General features: G+C 42.4%; 12 protein-coding genes. All 12 read right to left on the reverse strand.

Annotated elements, in window-relative coordinates; genetic code table 11:
* Positions 1-7: 7 nt before the first annotated feature.
* Positions 8-3,319 carry a SusC/RagA family TonB-linked outer membrane protein gene (locus AAE02nite_RS07055; RefSeq protein WP_146896379.1) on the reverse strand — a complete coding sequence of 1,104 codons (3,312 nt, stop codon included), beginning with the start codon at positions 3,317-3,319 and terminating at the stop codon, positions 8-10.
* 56 nt (positions 3,320-3,375) lie between these two features.
* Positions 3,376-4,455 (reverse strand): FecR family protein, encoded by a 1,080-nt coding sequence (locus AAE02nite_RS07060; protein WP_146896381.1) that lies wholly within the window; start codon positions 4,453-4,455, stop codon positions 3,376-3,378.
* A 500-nt stretch (positions 4,456-4,955) separates the two neighbouring features.
* Entirely contained in the window at positions 4,956-5,570 is a 615-nt protein-coding gene (locus AAE02nite_RS07065; protein WP_146896384.1) for an RNA polymerase sigma factor, read from the reverse strand.
* 673 nt (positions 5,571-6,243) lie between these two features.
* On the reverse strand, positions 6,244-7,851 hold the full coding sequence (locus AAE02nite_RS07070) for a PQQ-dependent sugar dehydrogenase (protein ID WP_146896386.1): 1,608 nt from the start codon (positions 7,849-7,851) through the stop codon (positions 6,244-6,246).
* A gap of 460 nt (positions 7,852-8,311) precedes the next feature.
* Positions 8,312-9,943, reverse strand: coding sequence for a glycoside hydrolase family protein (locus tag AAE02nite_RS07075; protein ID WP_246150847.1), 1,632 nt, complete (start codon positions 9,941-9,943; stop codon positions 8,312-8,314).
* Positions 9,944-10,061: 118 nt separating this feature from the next.
* Positions 10,062-11,759: a RagB/SusD family nutrient uptake outer membrane protein gene (locus AAE02nite_RS07080; RefSeq protein ID WP_146896388.1), complete on the reverse strand. Its 1,698-nt coding sequence runs from the start codon at positions 11,757-11,759 to the stop codon at positions 10,062-10,064.
* A 35-nt stretch (positions 11,760-11,794) separates the two neighbouring features.
* Positions 11,795-14,821 carry a SusC/RagA family TonB-linked outer membrane protein gene (locus AAE02nite_RS07085; RefSeq protein WP_146896390.1) on the reverse strand — a complete coding sequence of 1,009 codons (3,027 nt, stop codon included), beginning with the start codon at positions 14,819-14,821 and terminating at the stop codon, positions 11,795-11,797.
* Between the two features lie 1,088 nt (positions 14,822-15,909).
* Positions 15,910-16,746, reverse strand: a complete 837-nt coding sequence (locus AAE02nite_RS07090) for a sugar phosphate isomerase/epimerase family protein (RefSeq protein ID WP_146896392.1) — start codon at positions 16,744-16,746, stop codon at positions 15,910-15,912.
* 56 nt (positions 16,747-16,802) lie between these two features.
* Positions 16,803-17,666 (reverse strand): sugar phosphate isomerase/epimerase family protein, encoded by an 864-nt coding sequence (locus AAE02nite_RS07095; RefSeq protein WP_146896394.1) that lies wholly within the window; start codon positions 17,664-17,666, stop codon positions 16,803-16,805.
* A gap of 239 nt (positions 17,667-17,905) precedes the next feature.
* Entirely contained in the window at positions 17,906-19,714 is a 1,809-nt protein-coding gene (locus AAE02nite_RS07100; RefSeq protein ID WP_146896396.1) for a RagB/SusD family nutrient uptake outer membrane protein, read from the reverse strand.
* A 12-nt stretch (positions 19,715-19,726) separates the two neighbouring features.
* Entirely contained in the window at positions 19,727-22,993 is a 3,267-nt protein-coding gene (locus AAE02nite_RS07105; protein WP_146896398.1) for a SusC/RagA family TonB-linked outer membrane protein, read from the reverse strand.
* A gap of 44 nt (positions 22,994-23,037) precedes the next feature.
* Positions 23,038-25,008, reverse strand: a complete 1,971-nt coding sequence (locus AAE02nite_RS07110) for a heparinase II/III domain-containing protein (protein ID WP_146896401.1) — start codon at positions 25,006-25,008, stop codon at positions 23,038-23,040.
* Between the last annotated feature and the right edge of the window lie 359 nt (positions 25,009-25,367).

The following is a 25,367-nucleotide window of genomic DNA, read 5'->3' on the forward strand; positions in this document are numbered from 1 at the left end:
TTAGGTTTTACAATCCCAGGCTTAAGCCAAAAACATATTCCTTTTGCATCGGTATCCTTTGCTGGCTGTTTTGGTCAAATAAATCAGGGTCCATCCCGGTCCATTTGGTTATGGTAAACAGGTTACGACCGGTTGCAAATACTTTTAACCGGCTTAAGCCGGCTTTCCCAATTAGGTTTTTGGGCAGATCGTAGGCAAAAGAGACATCTTTAATCCGGATGAAGTCGGGGTTTTCATAAATATTGCCGGTGAACCCGGCCATGTTTGTAGCCAGTTCCTTGTTCATCACCCAGTCGTTGGTAGGGTTCTCCGGCGTCCACCAATTCTTTTTTAGGGTGTTAAAACGCACTTCAGCCCCTTGCACATTGTCTTGCATCAGGTAATTTCTGACCGTGGCGCCCTGCACGCCATGAATAAAGACACTCAGCATAAAATTACCGTAAGAGAAGGTGTTGGATATTCCCCACAGGAGTTTGGGATCTTTCTGGCCAATTATCTGGCGGTCATCAGCGGTTAGCTTGCCGTCGCCGTTTATGTCTTTTAATTTAACATAACCCGGTTTGGTGCCATATTTTGCTGCTTCTGTTTCTTCGTTTAGCTGCCACACCCCATCCCATACAAAATCGTAATTTACGCTTATGGGCTGGCCAATGAACCAGTTGTTTACAACATCATCTATCTCCCGACCATCCTCATTTTTAACCCCGTACAAAGAGAGTATTTTGTTTTTGTTGTAAGCTAAATTGCCGGTAGTAGACCATTGGAATTTATTAACCAGGTTTCTGGAGTTTATAACCAGTTCCACCCCTTTGTTTTGGGTTTCGCCGATGTTCTCGGTTACGGAAGGATGAATCCAACCACTAGGCAGGTGGGTAGAGGGGGTAATGCCATGAATAGCGGAGATGCTCCTGTTCAAAAGTAAATCGAAAGTATTGGTTTTATACCAGTTAAGATTACCCGATATTCTACCTTTATAAATACCGAAGTCCATGCCCAGGTTTAAGCTGCGGGAAGATTCCCAGCCCAGGTTGTCGAGCCCCAGCCGGCTTGGTTTGTAGCCAATAACGGCCTCGGCTCCGCTTGAGTAGTTGGCAACCACATATTGCGATAAAGATTCATAGGCCCCGATAGCCTGGTTTCCGTTCAGGCCATAGGAAGCTCTGAGTTTTAATTCACTGAAAACATTAGTTAGCGGGAAAAAGTCTTCGTTAGCCAGGTTCCAGCCCACCGCAACGGAGGGGAAAGTACCCCACTTGGTTTTGGAACCAAATCCGGAATACCCGTCCCGGCGCATGGTTAAGGTTAATAAGTAGCGGCTACCATATGAATAATTTAAACGTGCCATTTGCGAAAGCAGCGTTGTTTCGCTAAAGGAATGCGATGGTTCCCGGACAGCGGCCTGGTTGGAGGCATACCAGGAAAAGAAATCGTTGGGAAACCGGCTGGCACTGAGCGAATTTGCTTTGGATCTATCGCCCTGGTAACTATATAAGCCCGTGAAGAATATGGTATGATTTCCTATTTCCCGGTTATAATTAAGTATATTTTCAATAACAACATTGCTGCTAACGGAGTTGCTGGTGGCTGAACGGCCCAAAGATTCCAGGCCTGATTGCGTTTCCCGGCCCCGGTATTGGGCTTGGTCGGTAAATCGTTTTCTTACCCCGGTGTTGAGCCGGTAGCTTAAACCTTTTATAAAAGGAAAATCGACGACAGCGTAGTTGTTAGACAAAATCTGGTAAGATTCTTCCAGATCATCATAAAGCGTTGGACTAAGCGGGTTGCCCACAATAATATTATCCGGCCATGGCCAGATGGTTAATTTTCCGTATTGGTCGTAGGGCAAACTAAGTGGATTTGTTTGCAGGGCACTTTGGAAATTAGCTTCGGCGCCACTGGCGTTATCAGCCGTTAGCTGGGTACGCGATCCAATGGTTAACCAATCCAATATTTTGGTTTCGACGTTTATGCGGCTGGATAAACGCTTAAAATCATCGTTAATGGCAATTCCCTTTATATCGGTATAGCCTAAACCAATATAATACTTGGTTTTATTAAAACCACCCGAAACCGTCAGGTTATGATCCTGGGTATGACCTTTTCTCATCGCCAGTTTGGTCCAGTCGGTCCAGGTACCGTCCTTTAAAACCTGCTCTTCACTTAGGGTCATGGCTTTGGCATTCCGGGTCATTTTAAAATCATAAAATTCCGGCCCGGTTAGCATCCGGTTAACTTTTGTAACGTCGGTTAACGAATATTTACCTTCGTAAGCAAAGCTGGTTTTTCCAATGGCACCCTCTTTGGTCGTAATCAGAATTACACCATTCGATCCCCTGGACCCATAAATTGCAGCAGCGGAAGCATCTTTTAAAATTTCGATTGAACCGATATCATTGGGATTGACATCGTTTAGCCGGCCGCCATAAGGAATACCGTCCACAATAATCAAGGGGTCATTGTTGGCCGTAATCGAGTTGCGCCCTCTTACCATGATAGACTGATCGGGTTGTGCGCCCGCACTCGAACTCCGGACCGTTACCCCGGCTACAGCGCCCTGGATAGCCTGGGCAACATTCAGGTTGGGCACCATTTCCAATCTTTCTTTAGGCAAAGAAGCTACGGTACCGGTAATGTCGCTTTTTTTCTGGGTACCATACCCTACTACCATTACTTCGTTTAAAGTTTTGCTTTCTTCTTCTAAAGTTATATTTACAATGGTTTGGTTATTTACGGCCACTTCCTTGTTCGTAAAGCCAATATAGGAAAACACCAGAATGGGATTGGCTTGATTATCCGGAATAACCAGGTTAAATCTTCCGTCTGTATCGGTTGTAGTGCCGGAATTGGTCCCTTTCACCACCACTGTTACTCCCGGCAGGGCATCTCCCCGGCTAGAGACCACTTTCCCGCTGACATTCACCACAGCAACAGCCTTCTCAAACTGCTGAAGCGTGGTACTCTCAGCCTGATCATGCGCGTTGAAGATTACGTAGATATTATCTATCTTTTTAAAAGTAAGCCCAATTGGCCTGAGCAGGTCCTCCAGAATACTTTCCACGGATTGCGTAGCCGTGAACCTGGGAATCACTTGCTTGTCTTTTAAATCCTCTCCTTTGTACATAAAATAAATACCCCGGCTTTCTTTCAGGTTATTCTCCAGAACATGCTGTAAGGGCCGGGATGTCTCTTTTGTTGGTGGGTGAGAATCCTTGGCCTGTGATAAAGAAGCTAGTGCCTGAGCGGTGGCTTGCCCGTGGCCCAACCAATACCCGACCAGAATTCCCAGCATAAGCCGGAAAATGAGTCTATGTCTTTTCATATTTTGAGAATGTTTAAGTAGGTAACTAAAATTATTATGGTGGAATAGGTAAATGCTTATTCAATGATAACTTTGTTCTGGGTGCGGGTTACCTTAACCTTTAGGGTAGTAGCCAGGGCTTCTAATAAAATATTTAGATTTTTGGTAGGAACCACGCCTGAAATGCCGCCGTTGCTGTGCTGCTGGTTTCTGATCTCTACCTTCACGCTATAAGTTTCTTCAATCCTGGCCGCTAATTCTTCTAAGGTCAGGTTATCGAGTATCCATTCGCTGTTTTTCCAGGCGCTGTAGGTCTCTGGCTTTACTTCTTTTTTTACCAGCTTTTGCTGCTCCCGCTCATAGGTAACCAATTCTCCCGGTTCCATCAGGATGGTAGTGTCCGAAGGCAATTGAAGCTTGATGCTTCCTGAGTTTAGCACGACGACGGCTTGCTGCCGGCGGTCCGACACATTAAACGCGGTACCGATAACCTGCACCTGTAGGGAGGAAGTCTGGACGGTGAATTTTGCCATTCCGGAGTTTCTTTTGCTTGCGCCGGCTATTTTCTTTACCGAGAAATAAGCTTCTCCGGACAACCAGACTTCCCTGTCAAAGCCCCATTGCGGTTTAAAGGTTAGAGTAGAATTGGCGTTTAATACTACCTCCGATCCATCAGGAAGTGTAAGTGTCTTTATTTCACCTGCTCCGGTCTGGTAGCGGATTAACCGGTCTGTTGCAGCAAGTTCTTGGTTTTGTTCCGGTTCGTTTATTTTAACAGTTCGCTGGCTCAGAAAAATTAAAGCCGAAAGCAAGGCTATAATTAGAATAGAAGCAGCCACCCCCGACCAATTATACCAGGAATGCCGGTCCTCGGTAGTAGGAGTAAGTAATACCTGTTCTGCCGGTTTCCCGGATACCCGGTTAGTTGCCGAAATCCGCTGCCACAGATCGTCTACCCGTTCTTCCGTATTAGAGTCCCAATTAAACTGTAGGAGCAGCACCATTTGGCGGGCCTCTTCCACCGTTTCCTTTTTATCAAAATGATGCAAAAGCCACTCCGACCAAAATACATCACTTTCATTATCTGGTTGCTTTACCCATTGCACAAAGTACGGGTCAGCGGCCAATTCAGAAGCGGTATATGATTCGTAGTTCATTGCTTTGTTTTTTCGAAGAACACTTTAATATAACAAAGGGATTATGATTAGATTTTTACCAGAAATTTTCTAATTATTTTTATTTTAATTTTTAAATGCTCTTTCAAAGCAATTTTAAACCGAGCGGTATATCAGTCAGGTGCTTTATCGGGGAGGTAATTTGATGTGGACTTTTGATTTCGAAGCAAAAGCAGAGGAAATGCTTCTGTTGAAAGTTGATAATCAGCTTTTCTGATGAGGAGCTATGTAAACAAAGCAGCAGAAGAGCCGGAACTAAATCCGGCAGGCTAAACAACTGGTGCCGGAAAGATGACTTCTAATAAGATTTAAAGCTGGGTTAATAGCGGCGCCAAAAGGGATAGAAAGCGGCAGAGAAAAGAATTTTCAGAAGGTATTTTACTTAATATTGATTTGCCTTATCCACCGGCTGTACTTGCATCAGATTATAGCTTCCTCGAAAAGTAAATAGTAGATCAGTGACGTTGTACTTTGGGAGTATCTTAAACTAAGAAAGGGCAATGAACGGCTAAGATCATAGATAACAAAGGTTTTACAAGTAAATGATGCTTTTTCAAATTTTCTAAAGCATTATGCACCTGATTGTAAACTGTTCTCACTTCTAAGGTCATAATCGCGGAAATTTCTTTGTAGCTAAGCTGGTTAAAATATAATAAATATAAAGCTTCTCTTTGCCGCTTCGGAAGTTGATTTATGGCATCCTGCAACGTATTGTCTCTTAGCAGAACAGATATTTCATCAATCATCTGATTTTCCGGAGATGACACTACTTCAAATCCCTTGCCCTGCTCCAGATCGAGATCTTTGCCAAATTTCTTCTGATGCGCAACGGCTTCTGCTATTTTCCGGCGCAGCGACCGGAAAAGATAAAATTTAATAGAATCTGTATTTCCAAGTGTTGCCTTATGTTCATATAATTGCACAAAAAGGTCGTGCATACAATCTTCAACCAACTGCCTGTCCTGAATCAGGTGTTGTCCGTAATTGAGCAAGACCGGCGCAAATTTTTTATAAATGTATTCGTATGCCTGTTCCTCGCCTTCTCTGAAGGCCGCCCATATTTCTGCGTCTGAAATCGTGATAATAAGCTTGGCCATATAGTTGCGGTGGATATAGATTTTAACTTATGGTAAGAATCTTTAATATATTAAAATTTTATTAATTTCCAGCATCATAATAAGTATAATTTATTTTGATAAACAATTTAGGCAGAACATAGTACCGCGATTATATCAGGCCACTTTTTTACTTTTTTAATTGTATCAAGCCAATATTTTGAACGGCGCAACTGCTTAATTTCGGCTGATTCGCTGATGGGGTTTATGGTTGTACTTTTCTATCCGATAGTTAATTCTCCGGTATTAATTCATGCCATTATCGTCGCCAAATTCAGGAAAACAGGCCGGCATCTAATCGTAGGCTAATCTTTTCTAGAAAGCTGTTTTTAAAAGCGCTTCCTTTCTATCCATACCAATATAAATAGCAATAGCTTTCAAAAACTTCTCTACTGCCAGGTAAACTGATTTCCCTGTTTGCAGTTAAATATTCCGGGCTTACCAGGCAAAGTTCCCGCTTACTTGGAGCACCTAGGCTGGTCTGTGCATCGCGCGTTTTAGTCAAGCACCCGCCCACGTTAATGCAGCGACCCACATCTATAATAACAGTCAAAAACCTATAGCCTTTATGCGTGGTAACATATAAAATGGCAATGGCTCCTACCAGCTTTTACCGCTCCACTTCCAGGTTACTAAGCAGATAAGGATTGCTCTATTACTTTGATCCTTTTAGCCGGGCTTTTGCAATATCATCGGTTGAAATTGCGCCTGAATTACCGCCAAATGCCGTCCGGACGTAGGTCAGCACATCGGCTAGTTCCTGATCGCTGAGAAAACTAAAAGCTGGCATCTGCTGATCATAGGTTTTGTTTTTTACCTGAACGGGTCCGGATAAGCCATGCAGTACTATATTTATAAGCTTGCTTTTATCTCCGGTAACCTGCTCAGCCCCATTTAACGGCGGAAAAGTTTCTGCTACTCCGTTACCGTCTGTTTTATGACAAGAGGCACAATATTGGTTGTAAACTAAATTACCGGCACTCACCGCTGAGGCCTTCGTGTTTGTAACCTGCGGAGCGTTAATCTGTTTAACATTTTCAGCAAACGTACTTCCCGGCTTTATTTTAAATAACCGAATTATTCTATCATCATTTGCCTGCGGAAAACCACTAGCCGGATTCCAGTCGCGGTTGCTGGTCGAAATGTAAATGTCACCGTCCGGCGACACACAAACATCGCGCAAACGGCCAAACTCCTGGTCCAGGTAAATATGCTCTGCTACCACCGTATCACCGGCTTTGTTAAGCTTTAATACCCGAAAATCCGTTTCTTTGAGGGTGGTAACCAAAATAGAATTTTGCCATTCCGGAATAGCCGTAGCATTATAATAGTCGATGCCGGCCGTAGCTACGGTGGGTGTCCAGGCCATTAAAGGCTCTATAACCGGATGCGTCGCACAAAATTCTTTTTCGTGGGGTAAGTTGCACTTCCCGGCCACCTTCGGATAGCCATAATTACCGCCTTTACGAATCAGGTTTATCTCGTCATCGGTAAGATGGCCATGTTCGGCGCTGTATAAATTGCCATTAGCCGCAAACACCAGGCCCTGCGGCACCCGAAATCCTTTGGCCCAAACGGCACTACCCGGAACCGGGTTATCTTTTGGAATAGTCCCATCTATATTTAAGCGAAGTATTTTACCACTTAAAACAGCATCATTCTGGGCGTTACCACCGTTCTTTTCATTGTTGTTTACGTCAGCATCACCCGTAGCCAGCATAAGTTTACCGTCCGGATCAATCACAATCCGGGAGCCATTATGCCCTACATCCGCCGGTAACTCCAACAGCACAACCGGATTATTCAATATTTCCCCATCATAGGAATACCGCACCCATTTGGAAAACAGTCTGGTTTCTTTTTGATAAGTGTAATTCAGAAATACATAAGGATTTTTTTTCATTTGCGGATGCAGCACCATACTTAACAAACCCAAGGTCCGGTGCCGGTAAACATTGGGTATAGTAAGCATTAGTTTCTTCTCACCCGTAGCCGGATTTACTTTACTTACCGTTCCGCTCTGTTCGGTATACCAAATCCAATTATCTGGTCCCCAGGCAATTTCCCAGGCCACATTTAAGTTCGAAATAATAGTACTTACTCCTACCGTAGTGCTGTCGAGGGTAAACTGCCGCTCTACCGGCGTATTGATAGTTGTGTATTTGGTCTTACCTGGCCTGTTCCGGGTAGCAGTGGAGTTTTTATAACACGCTGCAGCCAGGAAGCAAAAAATTAATAAGAGGGAACTTAAAGGTTTATTCATTAATATTTTACTAGTATTTCTTAACCAACTTCTTGCGTACATTCACCCAATATTTTAATGTAATAAGTAAGGTGACAAATTTACTTTGATATACACATTTCAATAAAGATGTCTATTTCAGTAGTTTACATACTTAAAACTTATTACTTATAACTTTCCACTTACTTATAATCAAATAAATACGGTGCTTAAAAAAAGATTTTTTTACCCTGCATTTTCCGAATGATTTATTAAAATTATATAGAAATAGATTCAGCTTTTTCGACAAGCTAAACCTGGCTGAAATATTTTAAACGCTTTATTTACTTGATAATAGTACAATAGGCTTAAACAAAGCGCCTCCCATTTTGCATAAATATTTATTTTCATAAATTATCTTTATACAACAGCCTTGCATTGTATTTTTATTTACCAGCACGAAAAAAAGCTTGGCAGATAGCAAATGTAATAAATATCAGAATTACCGGCGGGTGACCACTATATGATATTCCTCGTTTTGGTTTAATTCCAGCGGAATGCCATTAATCAACTGTTCTCCCGTAAGAACCTGCTGTTTGTTCTGATTTACTATTTCTAAATTGTATTTGGCTTCTTTGTCAACGGTAAACCATTCCGGAAATTGATTCAGGCGCGGGTAATCGATGGGTAAATGCAGGTTCTCTTTGTGTCGCTTATAATCGAAAGTTAATTTGCCATGCCATTTCTGTACGGCCGAGAGGGCAATTCTCAGGGTGTCGCTGTTCCCTTCGGCTCCCAGGATAATATCTTTCCGCCAGGGTAATACATGTGTGCCTTGGGTTTTCCAGAGGCTATACATAATATTGGTGCGGGAAAAGTTACCATCCGGCCAACCGCCGCCAACAATGCCATCTTCTTTTTGCATGGCCCACATAACCTTCATTTCGCTGTCTATCCACTCTTTCAAAGAACTTTCGGGTTCGCGGTTATACAGGTTAATGCCACCTTCAATGGCATCGGCATAACCGTCATGACTGGTTCCTTCCCATTCAAAATTACGGTACTTCTTTTTTAAACTCCTAAGTCCCTTAAGCACCGCCTGCCGGTACTCTTCTTTTTTATCTACCAGAAACACCGCGTAATAGGCATCGAAGACATATCCAAAGGTATCGGCTGTTTTGGAATCGGCCGGGGTTCCGGTTTTGGGATTTATGGCATTATAAAATAAGCCGTCTTCATTTCTTCCGGATGCTAATACTTTATCCAGCAATCGGTAATAGGCCGGTTGATACTGTTTTTTAATCTCGGGCCGGGAGTAATGCAAGGTTACATACAACTCACTTAGCCCGCCAATTATTTCACAACCATGGTCGCGGAGCCTCAGATAATCAATTTGCGTGAGGTCATGTTCTCCTTTCAGATAATAGTCTCCTATTTTAATGGCCCAATCCAGGTATTTTTCATCACCGGTCATCCAGTAAACCCGGCAAAGTGTTTGCAACATTTCGCCGTTAACCTCCTCCGAGGCCACCTTGTAATCGCCCAACTGGTCAATATTTTTCAGGACACTGTAAACCTCAGGCAAATCTCCCAGCATTTCCATCATTCTATCACGCCAGGGAGAGGGCCCCATGTATTCGGTTAAGGGTACTAAACCATCTTTAATATATTCTGAAGTCCCGAAAACAATCCAGTTTTTGTCTGGTTGGGCCGTGTCAAAACTTCTTTTTGAAAACGAGTAGGTGTCGGGCAAACTTTTTATGCGGGAAGTAAGCTTTCTTTCCTGATTCAGCATTTGCAGCATCTCCCCGTTTAATAATTCCTTATCCAGCAGATAACTGGTTAATACCATAAAAGCGTAGTTATCGGCCCCGGCATTGTGCGGCTCCCAAACATCTTTTTTTTTAGTGAAGTTAGACGGAATTAATCCACTGGCACTGTCTTTTCTTTGTACCCAGGCATGCGTAAGCCGCAGGCTACGGTCGTAAGATTCATTGGCTAATTTGCCGTTTTCAAAAGCAGTCTTAAAATCTTCTTTCTTATAATTTATAGAATGACAACCGGAAAATAAAAATCCTGTTAACGGAATAATAAAACATATTTTCCAAATATCATTTTTTTTGATTAGCTGCATGTAACTGTTAGTTAAGTAGTCTTTTTTCTATTTGCTGAATAAATTAATAAATCTTATCTCGTCTGCGGTTAACCGCAGACGAGATAAGTTCTCACAATACCTTTCATTAATCAGAAAACTATAAGAATCCGGGGTTCTGCGTCATTTTTTTGGTTAAGTTAGCGTCAATAACCGATTTTGGTATTGGGTAAAGTTTATCTCTTTCGGTTATAAACTGGCCACCGTTCAGGTTATGCAACTTGGTTCTTTCTAACCATTTTCCTGTTCTTAATAAAGTATAACGGCGGTGCTCCTCCAATACCAGTTCGCGCGATCTTTCGTCCAGGATAAAATCTATATCTATTTTGCTGGCATCCACTTCACTGGCGTGGGCCCTCCTTCTTAAAACATTAATGGTTTCGGCGGCGCCGGCCGCAGAGCCGAGTAGTAATTGTGCTTCGGCTTTTAGAAGATAGGTTTCGGCCAGCCGGAGATATACCTGATCATTAAAGGACGAAGAGCCGGAAGGATTAGCCGGGTCGGTGCCATCGAACTTGCGGGAATAGGGCCAATCAGCCCGACTGTTAAAGGTAGGGGTAATAGGCTGACTCCAATTCATTTTGATCATATCGCCATAAGCATAACCGGGCGGCAACAGGTCGGCCGGCCAGGGGGCATTGGCAGCGGCATTATTTAGGGTAAAGAATTTTCTGATGGCAAAATTTGACCCTCTTTCATCCTGGGGCTCGTACAGATCAATGGCCCATTTGGTAAGGGTAAACCGGGATACACCTCTGCCGCCTCTTTCCACGGTCAGTTTTAATGGCCGTACACCACCTATAGTAATCAGGTCGTATTGGCTCATGTGCCAGCGGCGCATAATATTTACCCCGCCACCAATGCCATTGGCAAATTGCCAAACCCATAAAGCTTCGGTGTTGCCTTCTTCGCGGTTAGAGTTGCCATCCTGAAACATATCCATAAAAGCAACGCCCGGAGCATTGGCATTTTTTCCGTAACGCGCCGTTTTTATCTTGTAAGCCGGATTATTAATTACCTGGTTGGCCCAGTACAGCGCACTGTCGGGCTTATTCATAACCAGGTACATTTCCGATAAATAATGCTGTACGGCACCTCTACTTATTTTTCCTCTTACAGCAGGTTCAACGGGAATATGTTTCTCAGCAAATGCCAGATCCGAGATAATTTGTTTCCGGACGACTGCAACCGGCGCCCTTTCCCAATCGGTTTTTATGGTCGAGCCCAGCGATTCCTCCAGGTTTAAGGGCACATCGCCCCAGCCATAGGTTAAATGGCGGTAAGCCCAAGCCCGTAGCGCTTTGGCCTCGGCAATTACCCGGTTTTTATTTGTTTCGGAGTTGCCCCCGCCACCCGTCCAATCGTTGTTTTTGCCTCTTTCGGCCTGGTTTATAATGGTATTGGCCGCATTTACGGTGGTATAAAGCCAGATAAAATTAGAAGTAATCTGTACATTGCCCGGGCTATTGCGCTCGCCCCATAAAGAAGCCACAATGCTAAATCTATCGGCCACATTGGTGCACATGTTATCGGTGCCATTCATAGCCAATTCTACCCGCAGGGCATTGGGGTTGGAGGTATAAGGCAGCGTTGCGCCCTCACTGCCTTCCCGCTCCTGCCTTACCAAACCATACAGTCCGTTTAAGCCAGTTTCAAATCCGGCCAGGCTGGTGTAAAGGGTATTAGTCGTAATTAAATGCGGCGGCTTTTCGTCTAGCGTATCCAGGGCACAACCGAACATCATCAGCATGAGCAGCGGCATGGCCATTTTATAACCGGTTTTAATATTTAAATTCATTTTTTTCCTTTTAATAAATCAATTCGAAATATTTCTTAAAATCCCAGGGTTAGGCCTAACACATATTCTTTTTGCATTGGCGTACCGCGCTGATCGTTAATTTCCGGGTCCATACCCCGCCAATCGGTAATGGTATATAGGTTACGGCCGGTAACATACACTCTTAACCGGTCAATGTGGGCTTTACCTAACAAGCCTGGGGGAAGATCATAAGAAAGCGAAACATCTTTCAGGCGAACAAAGCTGGCATTTTCATAATAGAAATTAGAACTTTCGTCGCCTCCCAAAATATTGGCATTTTTATGATTCATGTAAAAGTCATTGGTGGGGTTTTCCGAGGTCCACCAATTTTTCTTGATGGTGTTCCGGCGCACCGTTTCGTACACATCATCCACCATTAATTCATTGGCTTTGGTTACCCCATGCACCCCATGCACAAAAACGGTTAATTTAAAATTGCCGTAGGAAAAAGAGTTGGTAAGACCCCAAAGCGCTTTGGGATCTTGCTGACCAATTATTTCGCGGTCTTCGGTGGCACTTAGCAAACCATCGCCATTTACATCTTTAAACTTTACAAAGCCGGGTTGCGACTTCCATTGCTTAGCTTGTTCTGCTTCGTTTAATTGCCAAACGCCGGCCATTACATAATTATAATTAATCCGGATGGGTTGGCCTATAAACCAGGCATTGGCTACATCATTTATTTCATTGCCGTTTTCATCCAGCGTGCCATATAAAGAAAGGATTCGGTTCTGGTTATAAGAAAAGTTTCCGGAGGTGGTCCACTTGAAACGACTGGCATCGATGTTAGTAGTAGTAACCGAAACCTCAACTCCTCTGTTTTCCGTTTCTCCAATATTCTGAGTTATGGCCGTTATGCCGTGTACCGGCGATATGGTCCGGTTGAGTAACAAATCGGTGGTGTTGGTTTTGTACAGGTTTATATCGCCGAAAACCCGGTTAAAGCCCCAATCCAAGCCAATATTCATTGTTCTGGACGATTCCCAACCCAGATTATTTTGACCTAAAGCAATGGGAACATAACCCGGCAAGGTAGCTTTATTAGCAATAATGTCATAAGAGCCTAGTTTTGAAATGGTTTCGTAGGCACCTACCGCCTGATTTCCGTTTAATCCGATGGATGTTCTTAATTTAAGCTCGTTCATTTTATCTTTCCAGGGGAAGAACTTTTCATTGGCAATATTCCAGCCCAGTGCCACCGATGGAAAAACACCCCATTTCCGCTCAGAGCCAAACCCCGAAAATCCATCGCGGCGGCCAGTAAGCGTTATAAGATACCGGCTGTCGTAGGAATAATTCAGCCGCAGCATTTGCGAAATGAGGGAAGTCTTGTCATAAGTATAGGAAGGCGTAATAATTTTAGCCTGGGTCGCGGCATACCAAGAAAGGAAATCGTGCGGAAAGCCCCTTGCATTTAACCGGTTAGAGCCACTTTCATTTTCTTCGAAGCTATAAAGGCCGGTAGCAAAAATATTATGCTTGCCAAAGTCTCTGGTATAAGAGAAAATATTCTCGAAAATAATATTTTTGCTTTCTGCCCGATTGGTAGAAGATTGTCCGCCCACTTCAAACCCCGTTCCGGTGTTTCGTCCGGCATAATACGCATTGTCTTCGGCCCGCATGCGAATACCGGAATTGGCCCGGTAACTCAAACCCGGCACAAAAGGCACCTCTACTATAGCATAATTGTTGGTTACTACCTGGTAAGATTTATCTTTATCCTCGAACAGGAGGTTTTCCAAAGGATTTTCAAAATAAATATCTTCCGGCCACGGGTAAATTTTCTGATTGCCGTTTTCATCGAAGGGCCGGGTCAGGGGATTCATCCGGTGCACCCCCGTTGAAGGAGCCTGCCCGCTCTTATCTTCATAAGATAAATTGGTACGGGTACCTAATTTAAGCCATTTGTTTATTTTAATATCCAGGTTTACCCGGCTGGTTAAACGCTTATAGTTATCGTTTACCTGCACTCCTTTTACATCTAGCAAGCCGCCGGCCACATAATATTTTACACTGGCCGTGCCGCCGGATACCGAAAGGTTATGCTGCTGACTGCTGCCAGTACGCGTAGCCAGGTCAGCCCAGTCGGTCCATTCGCCTGACTCGTAAACTTCCTTTTCGGTTTGGGTAATATTATTTGGTTCACGCTGTAGTTTAAACTGGTAAAACTCCGGGCCGGTCATGAGGTCGGGCATATTAGAAACCTCCTGAATAGAATATTTACCATCGTAAGAGATAGTGGCTTTGCCTTCGACTCCTTCTTTGGAAGTAATAAGAATTACCCCATTGGCACCCCTGGATCCGTAAATAGCCGCCGAAGAAGCATCTTTCAGGATTTCGATTGATTTAATATCATTGGGGTTGATATCACTAATCTGCCCACTATATGGTATGCCATCAACCACGATTAAAGGATCATTACTTGCCTTTATGGAATTACGTCCCCGAATCATGAGGGCCTGACTGGGAGCCGCACCGGCAGAGCCAGTCTGGATCATAACCCCCGGTACGGCGCCTTGAATGGCCTGGGCAACATTTACGTTGGGTAACATCTCCAGCCGGTCTTTCGAAATAGAAGCTACGGCGCCGGTAATATCACTTTTCTTTTGGGTACCATAACCCACTACCACTACTTCGCCTAAGGTTTTACTATCATCTTCTAAAGCAACTGCAATATTTCCGGAAGCCGGCACTGGCACTTCTTTCGTTAAATACCCAATAAAAGAAATAACCAGGGTGCCATTAGCATTGGCACTCGGAACAGACAAAGAAAATTTACCGTCTAAACCGGTAGTTGTACCATTAGTAGTGCCTTTAAGTACAATTGTAACCCCGGGCAAAGGTTCGCCGGTAGTTTTTGAGGTAATTGTTCCGGTGACGTTCTGGTCTGCTGCTGCTATTCTTTTTACCAGACTATGGTTTTTGAGCGCTTCCGGCAGGTTATCAGGACGGGCTATTGCCAGCACCTGAGCCAGACCCGGTACTGTGTTAAAGACTGCTAAAAACAGCCAGGCTAGAATCAGGGGTAAACTTTTTCTCATAATAATATATTTATTAAGTTAAAATAAGGGTGCTGAAAAGAGGCAGTAAATGAAATTGCCTCCGCGATTGCTAATGACCTGATAAAAGGATTAATTATCTATGCTGGGAAATAATAATAGTTTTATAATAGAATAATTAGCAGCAAAGCAAAGTAGGTCAATAAATATAGTAAGGAAACAAAAATAAATATAATAAACAAGGGTATAATATATTATTTTTAATATTGTGAAACCTAATATTTAACCCGATTCCTTTCAAAAATAAAATTCATGCTGCATTAAGCTTACTTTAGTAAATTTTATATAGCTTGATTTATTAAAGAGAAAGAAAATAATAATATAATAAAGTAAATCGGAAATATTCTTTAACTAAAAAACTTATAGTATAAAAACAGACAGGTTGGTTAGTAGAACTATCATTGCAAACCTCTTTCCATTTATTCTTAATGAGCTTTATTTAAGAATTTGTAAGTTACTCAGTTTATAGCCACATTTCTTAAGAGATAGGAATTTATAGCCTTATAATACCAGATAGTAAAAAAGAGCTTCCATAAAACCATTTCCTCAACACCGTCATTCCGCAGGAATCTTATGCATAGAAGGCGTTACAGGTAAATACCCATCTAGGTTTGTAACCTGTATTTTAACCCATGCAGAAGATTCTTTTGGAATTCTGCGAATTCCGGAGAATACCGATGGGTAAAGTCGTTTGTCAGCCTGCTACGGAATGCAATATTCACTAAGTGGTATAAAACAGGATCTGGGCTAAAAAATATACAATTGGCCGCCGAACAATCCATTAAACCTCGGTAAAACTAGATTTAGCTGATTCGACAAGCTCAACCTAACCACAATCATTGAAGCACATTCTCTACTTGATAACAGTATTAAGTAGCCTTTGTGATAGGCTTAATCTTTCGGTTAAATTATGATTTGCCAGTATGGGTTATCTTTACTGTTAGTGCAATTTAGAGGTATTACCTCTTCTGCACTGTTATGACAAACAATACATAACCCGTTTAAAGGGCAGGATTACAGGGGATTTTGGAATAAATTTAATTTACCATAAATTATTAATACTAATGGAATTAATAATTCAGCCCTTTTAAATAATTTAAGTTATACTCGGCAGCAGCAAGCGGAGAAGTGGTAAAATCTTCCTGTTCTACAAAAAAATATTTCATACCAGATTTTTCAGCCTTCTGAAACAATCGCTTAATATCAAGGCGGCCGGTGCCTAGTTCGGTGCTTTTAAGTTCTGTTTTCTTTATGTCTTTTAAATGCCACAAAGGAAAGCGATCGGGGTATTTTTCAAAATAATAAAATGGATCCAGACCAGCCGCAGCTACCCAACCTAAATCCAATTCCATTTTTACTAAATCCGCATCCGTTTCCTGGAGCAGTACATCGTATAAAATTTTGCCGTCTTTTTTTTCAAATTCATACTCATGGTTATGGTAGCCAAAAACAATATTTGCTTTTTTACAGGCTTCGGCGGCTTTGTTAAATCCTTCGGCAGTGCGCTGATAGTTGCTGATGGATGGCTCGCGGGAAGGCATAGAAGAACAAATTATATATTGCTGGCCGGCTTCTCCGGCATTATCAATGGTTTGCTGCCAGTTTTCATTTATATGCACATGGCCACTCCGTACGCGCATTCCTAAATCCCGGCATATTTTATTTATTTCTTTTGGCTTAAGGCCATAATAGTAGTTTCCTGCTTTACCAGCAGTTTCTATTTCTTTATAACCTATCTGGGCCAGCTTTTTTAAGGTTCCTACGGCATCTTCGGTAATCTCCTTTTTAACGGAATATACTTGTATACCAGGATTTTTCACCAGGGCTGCTCGGGCTATGTCCGGCAATAAACAAGCACTTAATGTGAGTGTACCGGCCGTCTTCAGAAATTCTCTCCTGCTAATCATTTGTGGTATAATAGGGCTTTTACTAATTGGGGTAATGTAATTTTTTACCGGTATTATTAATAAGTCAACCTTTTCAGGTAAGCTATACTTTTAGGCACCTGCACACTCTTTAATGAGCTTTCGTCTTCTATATAATAATGTTTAATGCCCGCTTTTTTAGCGGCTTTTAATACTTCCGGAATATTTATTTGCCCCGCACCCAAAGCCACATCATTTTCCGGGGAAGTATGACCCGTTAAATCAGATTTAACGCCTTTCCGCAGATCTTTCAGATGCATTAATTTAAACCGGTCGCCGTAGGTATTTAAAAGCTTTGCCGGGTCGTGCCCCGGATGAAAAGCCCAGAGGATATCTAATTCGAAGCTTACATATTGCGGGTTGGTGTTTTTTAACAGGTAATCGAACAAGGTGCCATTTTGGTAGGGCTGAAATTCGAAGCCGTGATTATGGTAAACAAAAATAAGATTATGCTTTTCTTTCAGTTCTTTGCCTACACTATTAAAATCTTTTACGGCTTTCCGGGCATCTTCCAGTTTAAAAATGCCGGAGTGCGGAATATTAGCCACCCGAACATATTGTGCCCCCAGGGTTTTGGCATTCTGCGCAACCTCCTGGGTTTTATTCATCAAAACATCGTAATTAACGCCCATAGAAGAGCACTTGATATTCCGTGCATCCAGCAGTTTTCTTAATTCGGCAGCAGATTTATTAAATAAATTAGAAAATTCCATATCGGTAATTCCCAAGCCTTTAAGGGTATCCAGCGTGGCGGCAACGTCTTTCTGAAAACTTTTGCGATATGTATAAGACACCATGCCGGGCGTTTCAGGAAAGAGGTATTTAGTGGATTGGGCCTGAATAAATTCGGGATTGAACAATAGGAAAAATATAAAGAATAACAGACAGGTTCTTTTTTGCATGATAGAGGGTGATGAATATGATTTTAGACTGGCTGATATCTTAAGCTCAAAAGTCATCTTTTATAAAACAAGTAATATTATAGGCCGGGTAATACTTTTAGTATTCTACTTTAGGCGGATTAGATTTTAGAAAAACTATCGGGCAGCGTTTCTATAAAGTAAAAATTTTGATTTCACCTTATAGAAACGCTGCCGGATGTTATCGGCTGTTATTGCTTATTTAACAAGTATAAATGTTATCAGAAGCCAGGATGCTGCGATAAACTCGGGTTTTCGCCGATCGAAGCCGTCATGATGGGGAAGAGTTCATCTTTATTTGGTTCAAAGCCCTGCGCAAAGAAGCCTACGTTAGAACTTAACCCGTTACGGTAATCGGCTCTGATGTAGCCTTGGGTACTATAAGGCGCCGGGATGGTAGTAGCGTTCCCGAATACCTTCGGATTATCCTGCTCCGGATCCGCAACAGGCAGGTAGTATACATATAAAGGAACCGTTGTATCATTACCAAGTTTTTTCAACGCTGCTTGGGTGGCCGTAAGCACTTCTGTTAATTTATTCCACCGGATTAAATCCCATTTACGCAAACCTTCGGTTCCTAATTCCCAGGCCCGCTCCTGAACCAGCACATTTAAGAAACCATTAAAATCAGTCGGATAAGTTTCAGTATCAATTAGCGCTTCTTTGCCTTTATATGCCCGCTTGCGCACTTGTTTTAAAGCGTTAATTGCTTCGGGAGTAGAAGACTTTTTAAGCCAACTATCTGCTTCGGCAAACATTAACAATACATCGGAATAGCGTAATAATATATGATTAATGCCGGTATAGTCGCCGGTAGATTTGCGGGTTGCCCACCAGGTTCGCCATTTCCCCGGATTATATTCAAATATCCGGTTGGTTACTACCCTTTTTCCGGTTGCATCTATGTTAAAATCAGCAACGGTAACCGCTTTGCGGTTATCTTCCGGTTTAAAAGATAAGGTATAGGTAGGTAGTACTCTTACTTCTGAACCGCCTTTGCCAAAAGTGGCAATAACGGCTGAATTTACAGGTACACCAATTTTGTTACCGATATAACCATTACCAGCCTGCTCACCGGTTGGGTTCCAGAAACCAATCTCAAACATACTTTCGCCATACTGGTTGTCAAATTGTTGTCCGCATAAGGTTCGCCAGATATTCTCAAAACTTGGATTTAACTGGTGATTTTTAGCCGGGTCATTAATAACATCCCAGGTTTGGTCACGGGCCAATTGATAATATTCCTGAATTTTAGCGGCATCGGGCCGGGTACGCATGCCAATATTGCCCTTGGTTTCTAAATCCCAACGCAAAGAGTAACCGGCCGCGTGTAAGGCAATTCGGGCTAACATTCCTTTAACAGCACCTTTCGTCCAACGGGCCTGCGGTGCAACATCTTTCCGCCACGGAACCAAATCTACCGCTTGCTTCATATCCTGGATAATCTGGTCGAAAATAATATCCCGGCTGGTTCTGTCCACGAAAAAGTTTTCCCCGGCTTGCGAAGGGGTAGTTTTGAAGGGAATGTCGCCCCACAATTTAATTAAATCAAAGTAGTAATAGGCCCGCAAGGCTAAAGCTTCGCCATAAAAGCGCTTTAACTCATTTTTCTCTGCTTCGGTACCATTGGTATACAAATTCATTTTCGGAATCCGTTCGATGCAAATATTGGCTCTTTCGATACCGGCATATAGGCGGTCGAATATTTTCTTGAGATCGGTACCGGTATTGCTGGGCGTGGTATTATAACGCGCAATAACCCTTCTGGCGGTTGCATCGGCCGAGCCCTGGCATTGCATTTCATCTGTATCGTTCGATACATTTGTATTCATAGACCGGGAATATATATCGTGGGTAAAAGTATAATAAATCCCATAGGTGGTCATTCTGGCCTGCTCCACAGTTTGGAAAAGATTCTCCGAAGAATAATCTGATACGGGCGGGGTTTCTAAAAAATCTTCGCACGACATGAACGATAAGGTTATCGTGCACAGCATGATATATATGCTTTTTATTCTTTTAGTATTCATTATCGATTTAGATTAAAAAGTTATATTAAATCCGGCAATGGCAGAGAAACTCTTCGGAAAACCGCTATGATCAACACCGGGCGTAAAGGGGGAAGAGCGCAGGGTATTAACCTCCGGATCAAAGCCAGAATAATTAGTTAGAGTATAAATATTATAAGCGGTGGCATACACCCGTAAACCTTTCATAAATATTTTATTGCTGAAGTTCGCAGGCAAAGTATAACCTAATGTAATATTGTTAATCCGCAGGAACGAGCCGTCTTCTACCGCCCACGAATGGGTCCAGCGCGGTAAACCTCCTTGCCATTTCCAGATGGTAGCGTCTTTATTTAATTCCCGTAAGGCATCCGGATCAGTTACAATCTGACCTTCGTCGTTAATGGTTCTGAACCGGTCGCGCATGATGCCCAACACGTTCTGATAATCATTGGAAGCAGTTGTGAAGAGGATTTTATTCGCATTTAATATTTTATTGCCCACGCTAAAATTCATAAACACGCTTAAATCGAAACCTTTATAGGTAAAGGTGTTATTAAGCCCGCCAAAGAATTTAGGATTGGTGCGCCCCAGAATAGTACGGTCGTCGTCGTCGGATAAGGTTGGGTTGCCATTGGCATCTAACTGGCCACCTAAATCTTTAAACTTAATATCGCCGGGCTGTACGGTATTTCTATCTACCGAAGACAAGGCAGCGATACCATCTTTTAAGGTATATTTTTGGGTAGCATTGTCATAATTAAAATCATCTACGCCATAAAATCCTTCGGTAACATAACCGTAAATAACCCCTAAAGGCTCACCTACCTTCACCAGGTAATCGTAAATATTAATTGCATAATTAGAAGGGTACAAAGCAGATTCCTGTTCAAAATCAGCTTCTTTGTTTAAACCGGTAATTTTGCTTTTGAAGAAGGAAATATTAAAATCAGTAGTCCAGTTAAATTTTGCCGTTTGAATATTACGGGTAGTAAGGGTGGTTTCGATACCTTTATTTTGGGTACTACCTACATTTTTAAACTGGGTTGTATAACCCGAAGATGCTGGAATATTAGCATTTAACAACAAGTCTTTCGTGTCGTTGTAGTACATATCTACGTTGGCGGTGATGCGGTTCTGAAAGAAGCCAAAATCGAAACCAACATTACGCGAATAAGTCGCCTCCCATTTCAAGCTTGGATTAGCCACCGAGTTCGGAATTAAACCGACACTAAGCGAAGTGCCGTCGGCAGCGTAAAAAGCGTTGGTAAAGGTAGAACTGTACCGATTGTTGGCAATCCGGTTATTTCCGGCTACCCCATAACTTAAGCGCAGCTTTAAATCAGAGAAAATATTTAAGTTTTTTACAAATTCTTCTTCGTTGGCCTGCCAGGCAAAAGATAGAGATGGGAAATATCCCCAGCGGTTGGCGCCAATAAACTTGGAAGAACCATCGGCCCGGACCGTACCGGTAAATAAATACCGGTTATTAAAAGAATAAAATACCCGGCCAAAAAACGAAAGCAATTTTTCGTGTTCTTCTCTGGATTGCGGTTTGGCATGCTCATTACCTAAAGCCAAGTTATTAATACCAATATCGTCGTTATCATACATAGAGGAGTAAGCCCCCACCATCTGGTATTTATTATACACATATTCCTGGCCGATTAAGGCATTTACTTCATGCTTGGTATTAAAGGTTTTTTTATAGGTTAACAGCGCCGTGTTATTGTATTTACCGGCATCACGTATTTCAATGCCGCCAAAAGGACCGCCGTGGCTGCGCACATCGCTGCTGCCGGATTTATCAAACTCCTCGTTCCGGTCAAAGTCCAGGTTCATGCCGCCTAACAACCGGAAAGTTAAGGCATCGGTCAGCTTGTAATCAAAACTGGCGTTTAAAACTGTGTTTTTATTAAACTTCATCCGGTACTGCGCTTCGGCCTGGGTAATCGGGTTAGAAAGCGAAACTTCCGGATCGTATTCCAGGTTCTCCAAATCATCGTTCGATTCGTTTAAACCCAAAATAGGGCGGTACATAACCGCATTCTTTAACCGGCCTTTATCCTGGGTACCCGATGTTCCGGCGCCTTTGGTAGTGCGCTGCGAATACAAAATATTGGTAGATAAACTTAACCTTTCGGTAACCTGCTGGTCCAGTTTCAATTTAAAATAATCGCGGCTGTAGCCATTAGCTACCATAATCCCCTGCTCATCGTCGCGGGAATAACCAATGCGGTATTTCGTGGTTTTAGTGCCGCCGTTGATGCCAATATTATGGCTTTGATGAAAAGCGTTCCGCCCAAAAGTTTTATCCTGCCAGTCAATTCCTTCCGCCTCTTTGTAGCCTTCTAAATCTTCCCACGTGCCATATCGCTTCAAAAACTGTTCCTGCGCCGCGGTACCTCCGGTCCGGGTACGCTCATACTGATAAACGGCATATTCGTACGGGCTAAGCACATCTAGTTTCCTGCGGAACTTTTTAATACCGGCATAGCCATCGTAGGTTATTTCAACTTTACCTTCTTTGCCACCTTTCGTAGTAATCAGTACCACGCCATTAGCACCCCGGGCGCCGTAAATAGCCGTGGAGGAAGCATCTTTTAAAATATCGATGCGTTCGATGTCGTTGGGGCTAATCTGTACCAAACCCCGTTCGGAGGGAAACCCGTCAATAATATAAAGTGGGGAATTATCCTGGGAAACGGAGGTGCCGCCCCGGATTTTAAGCATAATATCGGCTCCGGGCTGCCCATCGGTGGTTTGTACCTGTACGCCGGCTAATCTGCCGGTGATGGCTTCGGCAGCTGTAGGGACGGGCGTTTTTCTTAATTCTGTTCCTTTAATGGCAGAGGATGCACCGGTCAGGTCACTTTTTTTCATCGTGCCGTAGCCTACCACTACTACTTCTTCGAGCGCTCTGGCATCTTCCTTCAGGGTAACATTCAGGGTAGTACGGCCGCCCAAGGATACTTCCTGGGAAGCATAACCAATAAATGAAAAAACCAGGGTGCCCGATGCTTCGGGAATATTTAATTTAAACGAACCATTGGGGTCGGTAGTAGTGCCGTTGCTTGTTCCCTTTAATACAACGGTTACGCCGGGTAATCCGTCTCCTCTGGTATCGGTAGCTTTGCCGGTAACTGTAATATCTGCATACTTAAAGCTTACTTTATCAAAGGTATTATAATTAGCGGCAACTAATCCTGCTTGGTTATTCAGGGCTAATGTGGGGGGGTGTAAACTACAAACGGTAATCATAAGGCCTAAAGGCCTTATCAATTTTGTAATTGTTTTCTGCATGATAATAATTATTAATAAATGGTGGATAGATGCATTTGCTTTGGTTATTGCCAATCTTTAAGAGCAAGATTAGCAGCGGCGGCCGTCTGTATATTTGGTATATTTCTGCCTAAAACAACCGGAATGGAAACAGCCTTTGTTGCAGCATTTACCTTAATGTCCAGAATGCTAACTCCTTTTATGGGTTTCTCGTCGGGAGTATTGGTTTTAGCGGTTAAAACCTGCATGGTATAACCTTTGGGAAGCAAGCAGCGGATATAAAACTTCTTTCCGTTCTGCGATAAAGTAGCCGTATTATCTTTTATGCTAACGGCAGCCTCCGTTAAAAACCGCCAGGAGATTTCTTGAGCATTATCCTTGAGGTTAATCTCATCCTTTATTAGAATGGCATCCGGTGATAATAATTTAAACCCACGTAAAACCGAAGCTGCCTGGTCCTGGTAAGAGGAGGTCATATCAAAAACTCCGAAAGGGGTTTGGCTATTTTTATTTACCTGCACTAACTCTCCCTGCCCATCTGAGTTGGTTATTTTACCATCAATAGAAAGGGTATTGTGCGATAAATTGGAGTTGCGGAAATATTTCCAGCGAACCCCGCCCGGCTTGTAATCCCAGAAACTAGGTAAGCTGTAATTATCCGGACCTAAATCTATTCCCCAGCGTTCGCCTTCACTATCTACTACAAATGAACCTACATCTAACTGGTTATGCGACCAACTCGGTTTCCCGGTTTTTGCCGCTAAATAAAGCCGGCTTTTATTTCTGGTGTTATCGCCGTTAAAAATAAGGAAATCGGTAACCCCGTTAAACACGGTTAGTTTTTCTTCTTTTGTCTGGTTGGGTACAACTGTATCATCAAACCACGGAATAGATAAAAAGAAAAACCGGGAAAAGTGATTTTTTCCTTGGGCTTTATATCGCTGCAGTTCAGTTGAAATTAAACCGCGGTAAAAAGCCGCAACTTCTGGTTGCTTATATAATTTACTTAAATAGAACAGCGTACCGCTATAATCAATATTTTCCAGAGGAGCGGCATCGCCAAAATTAAATGAGCGGTTAGAAGGGCCAATTATAGCCTTATAAAAGTTGGCTGTATTAGTTAAACCTTTAAATTGGGTTAACCCAAAGTCATTCCGGAAGTTACGGTTTAAATTATCGAAAAAAAGCGACATATACATGCCGTTGTAACCCCAATAACCCGGGCCTTCGTTAAAAACACCTTCGGGCGCAAAGGATTCGAGTAAATTAGGTGTATTTTTAACGGCGTAATCTAATATTTTTTCTAATTCCTGCGGATATTTATCACCTATCGCGATAGCCCCATTTAGCAACCCAGCGTTACAAACCATGTTCCAGTTGTTTTCGCGGTTAAAAGGTGTTTTTTCGGTTTTAGCATAAATGGGCCAGGCCGGCGCAAATCCTTTTTCCAAAATGGCCTTTTCAACGGCACTCCGGGTAGCAGGCTTCAGGTAATCGTAGCACCAGTCATAACCAATAGCAACTGCCGTAGTCATTTCGGCGACATCCAGGAAGTGGTTCGGGTTCCAGGACGGAAAAGTGCTTACATTTAATAATTCTGCTTCTACCTTCTTTGCATAGCGTTCATCTTTAAATAAACGGTACGCCATTGACAGATTTAGTAAGCGTTTAACCTGCTCCCGGCTAATTTGTAAAAGCTGAACATTAGGCTTGTAAACCTGAGGAGTAGTGTTTAAAGAAATTTCAGCTTCGTTCTTTAAAGTTTCAATTAACTGACCTAATAAAATATTGTTTTTAGCTTTTTGAAGAATCTCCTGCTCTTCTTCCCGCGTAAAAAATAACCGCGGATGGCCGGATAACTGATATTTAGTTTTGGTACTTTCTGAAGATAAAGCCGGCTTATTTGCAAGTATTACTTTATTCTGGTCCACAGAACTTGCCGAAGAAGTTAAATGCGTTTGCTGGATAGTTCGCTGCGGATTAGAGCAACTACTAAAAAAAACAACTGGTAAAAGTAAAAAGCTTCTCTTTTTCATTAATATATAGCAAATGCAATTTGTATTTGATACTTTTCTAAGAAACCAGTTAAAATAAGAATAGCAGTGTATTACGCCAATATTTATTTAACAGAAAAAAATAACTATTATCTTTCGTTTCTTTTCGTAGCAAAATATATAAATGCTTTTTCCTTTCCTATATATTTCTTATAATTATATTTAAATTGAAGAATATATCAAAAGTTTGATTACCACAAAATGCTTGTTTGTTCTTTATAAAGTGTTGACTGGTAAGAAGAAAATAGCTATATCAACATCCAGGCAGGTCCTCTGCCTAAGACGAATTGGTTGAAATAAGAGAAGCAATATTTTTCAGAGATTAAAGTGAAGGCCTCTGA

This window comes from Adhaeribacter aerolatus, assembly GCF_007991635.1.
Taxonomy (GTDB): domain Bacteria; phylum Bacteroidota; class Bacteroidia; order Cytophagales; family Hymenobacteraceae; genus Adhaeribacter; species Adhaeribacter aerolatus.

Coding starts and splice junctions, on each gene's coding strand:
- AAE02nite_RS07065 (WP_146896384.1), bottom strand. CDS start 5,570: ATGGCCAAGCTTATTATCACGATTTCAGACGCAGAAATATGGGCGGCC.
- AAE02nite_RS07090 (WP_146896392.1), bottom strand. CDS start 16,746: ATGATTAGCAGGAGAGAATTTCTGAAGACGGCCGGTACACTCACATTA.
- AAE02nite_RS07075 (WP_246150847.1), bottom strand. CDS start 9,943: ATGCAGCTAATCAAAAAAAATGATATTTGGAAAATATGTTTTATTATT.
- AAE02nite_RS07060 (WP_146896381.1), bottom strand. CDS start 4,455: ATGAACTACGAATCATATACCGCTTCTGAATTGGCCGCTGACCCGTAC.
- AAE02nite_RS07105 (WP_146896398.1), bottom strand. CDS start 22,993: ATGCAGAAAACAATTACAAAATTGATAAGGCCTTTAGGCCTTATGATT.
- AAE02nite_RS07100 (WP_146896396.1), bottom strand. CDS start 19,714: ATGAATACTAAAAGAATAAAAAGCATATATATCATGCTGTGCACGATA.
- AAE02nite_RS07080 (WP_146896388.1), bottom strand. CDS start 11,759: ATGAATTTAAATATTAAAACCGGTTATAAAATGGCCATGCCGCTGCTC.
- AAE02nite_RS07085 (WP_146896390.1), bottom strand. CDS start 14,821: ATGAGAAAAAGTTTACCCCTGATTCTAGCCTGGCTGTTTTTAGCAGTC.
- AAE02nite_RS07070 (WP_146896386.1), bottom strand. CDS start 7,851: ATGAATAAACCTTTAAGTTCCCTCTTATTAATTTTTTGCTTCCTGGCT.
- AAE02nite_RS07055 (WP_146896379.1), bottom strand. CDS start 3,319: ATGAAAAGACATAGACTCATTTTCCGGCTTATGCTGGGAATTCTGGTC.
- AAE02nite_RS07095 (WP_146896394.1), bottom strand. CDS start 17,666: ATGCAAAAAAGAACCTGTCTGTTATTCTTTATATTTTTCCTATTGTTC.
- AAE02nite_RS07110 (WP_146896401.1), bottom strand. CDS start 25,008: ATGAAAAAGAGAAGCTTTTTACTTTTACCAGTTGTTTTTTTTAGTAGT.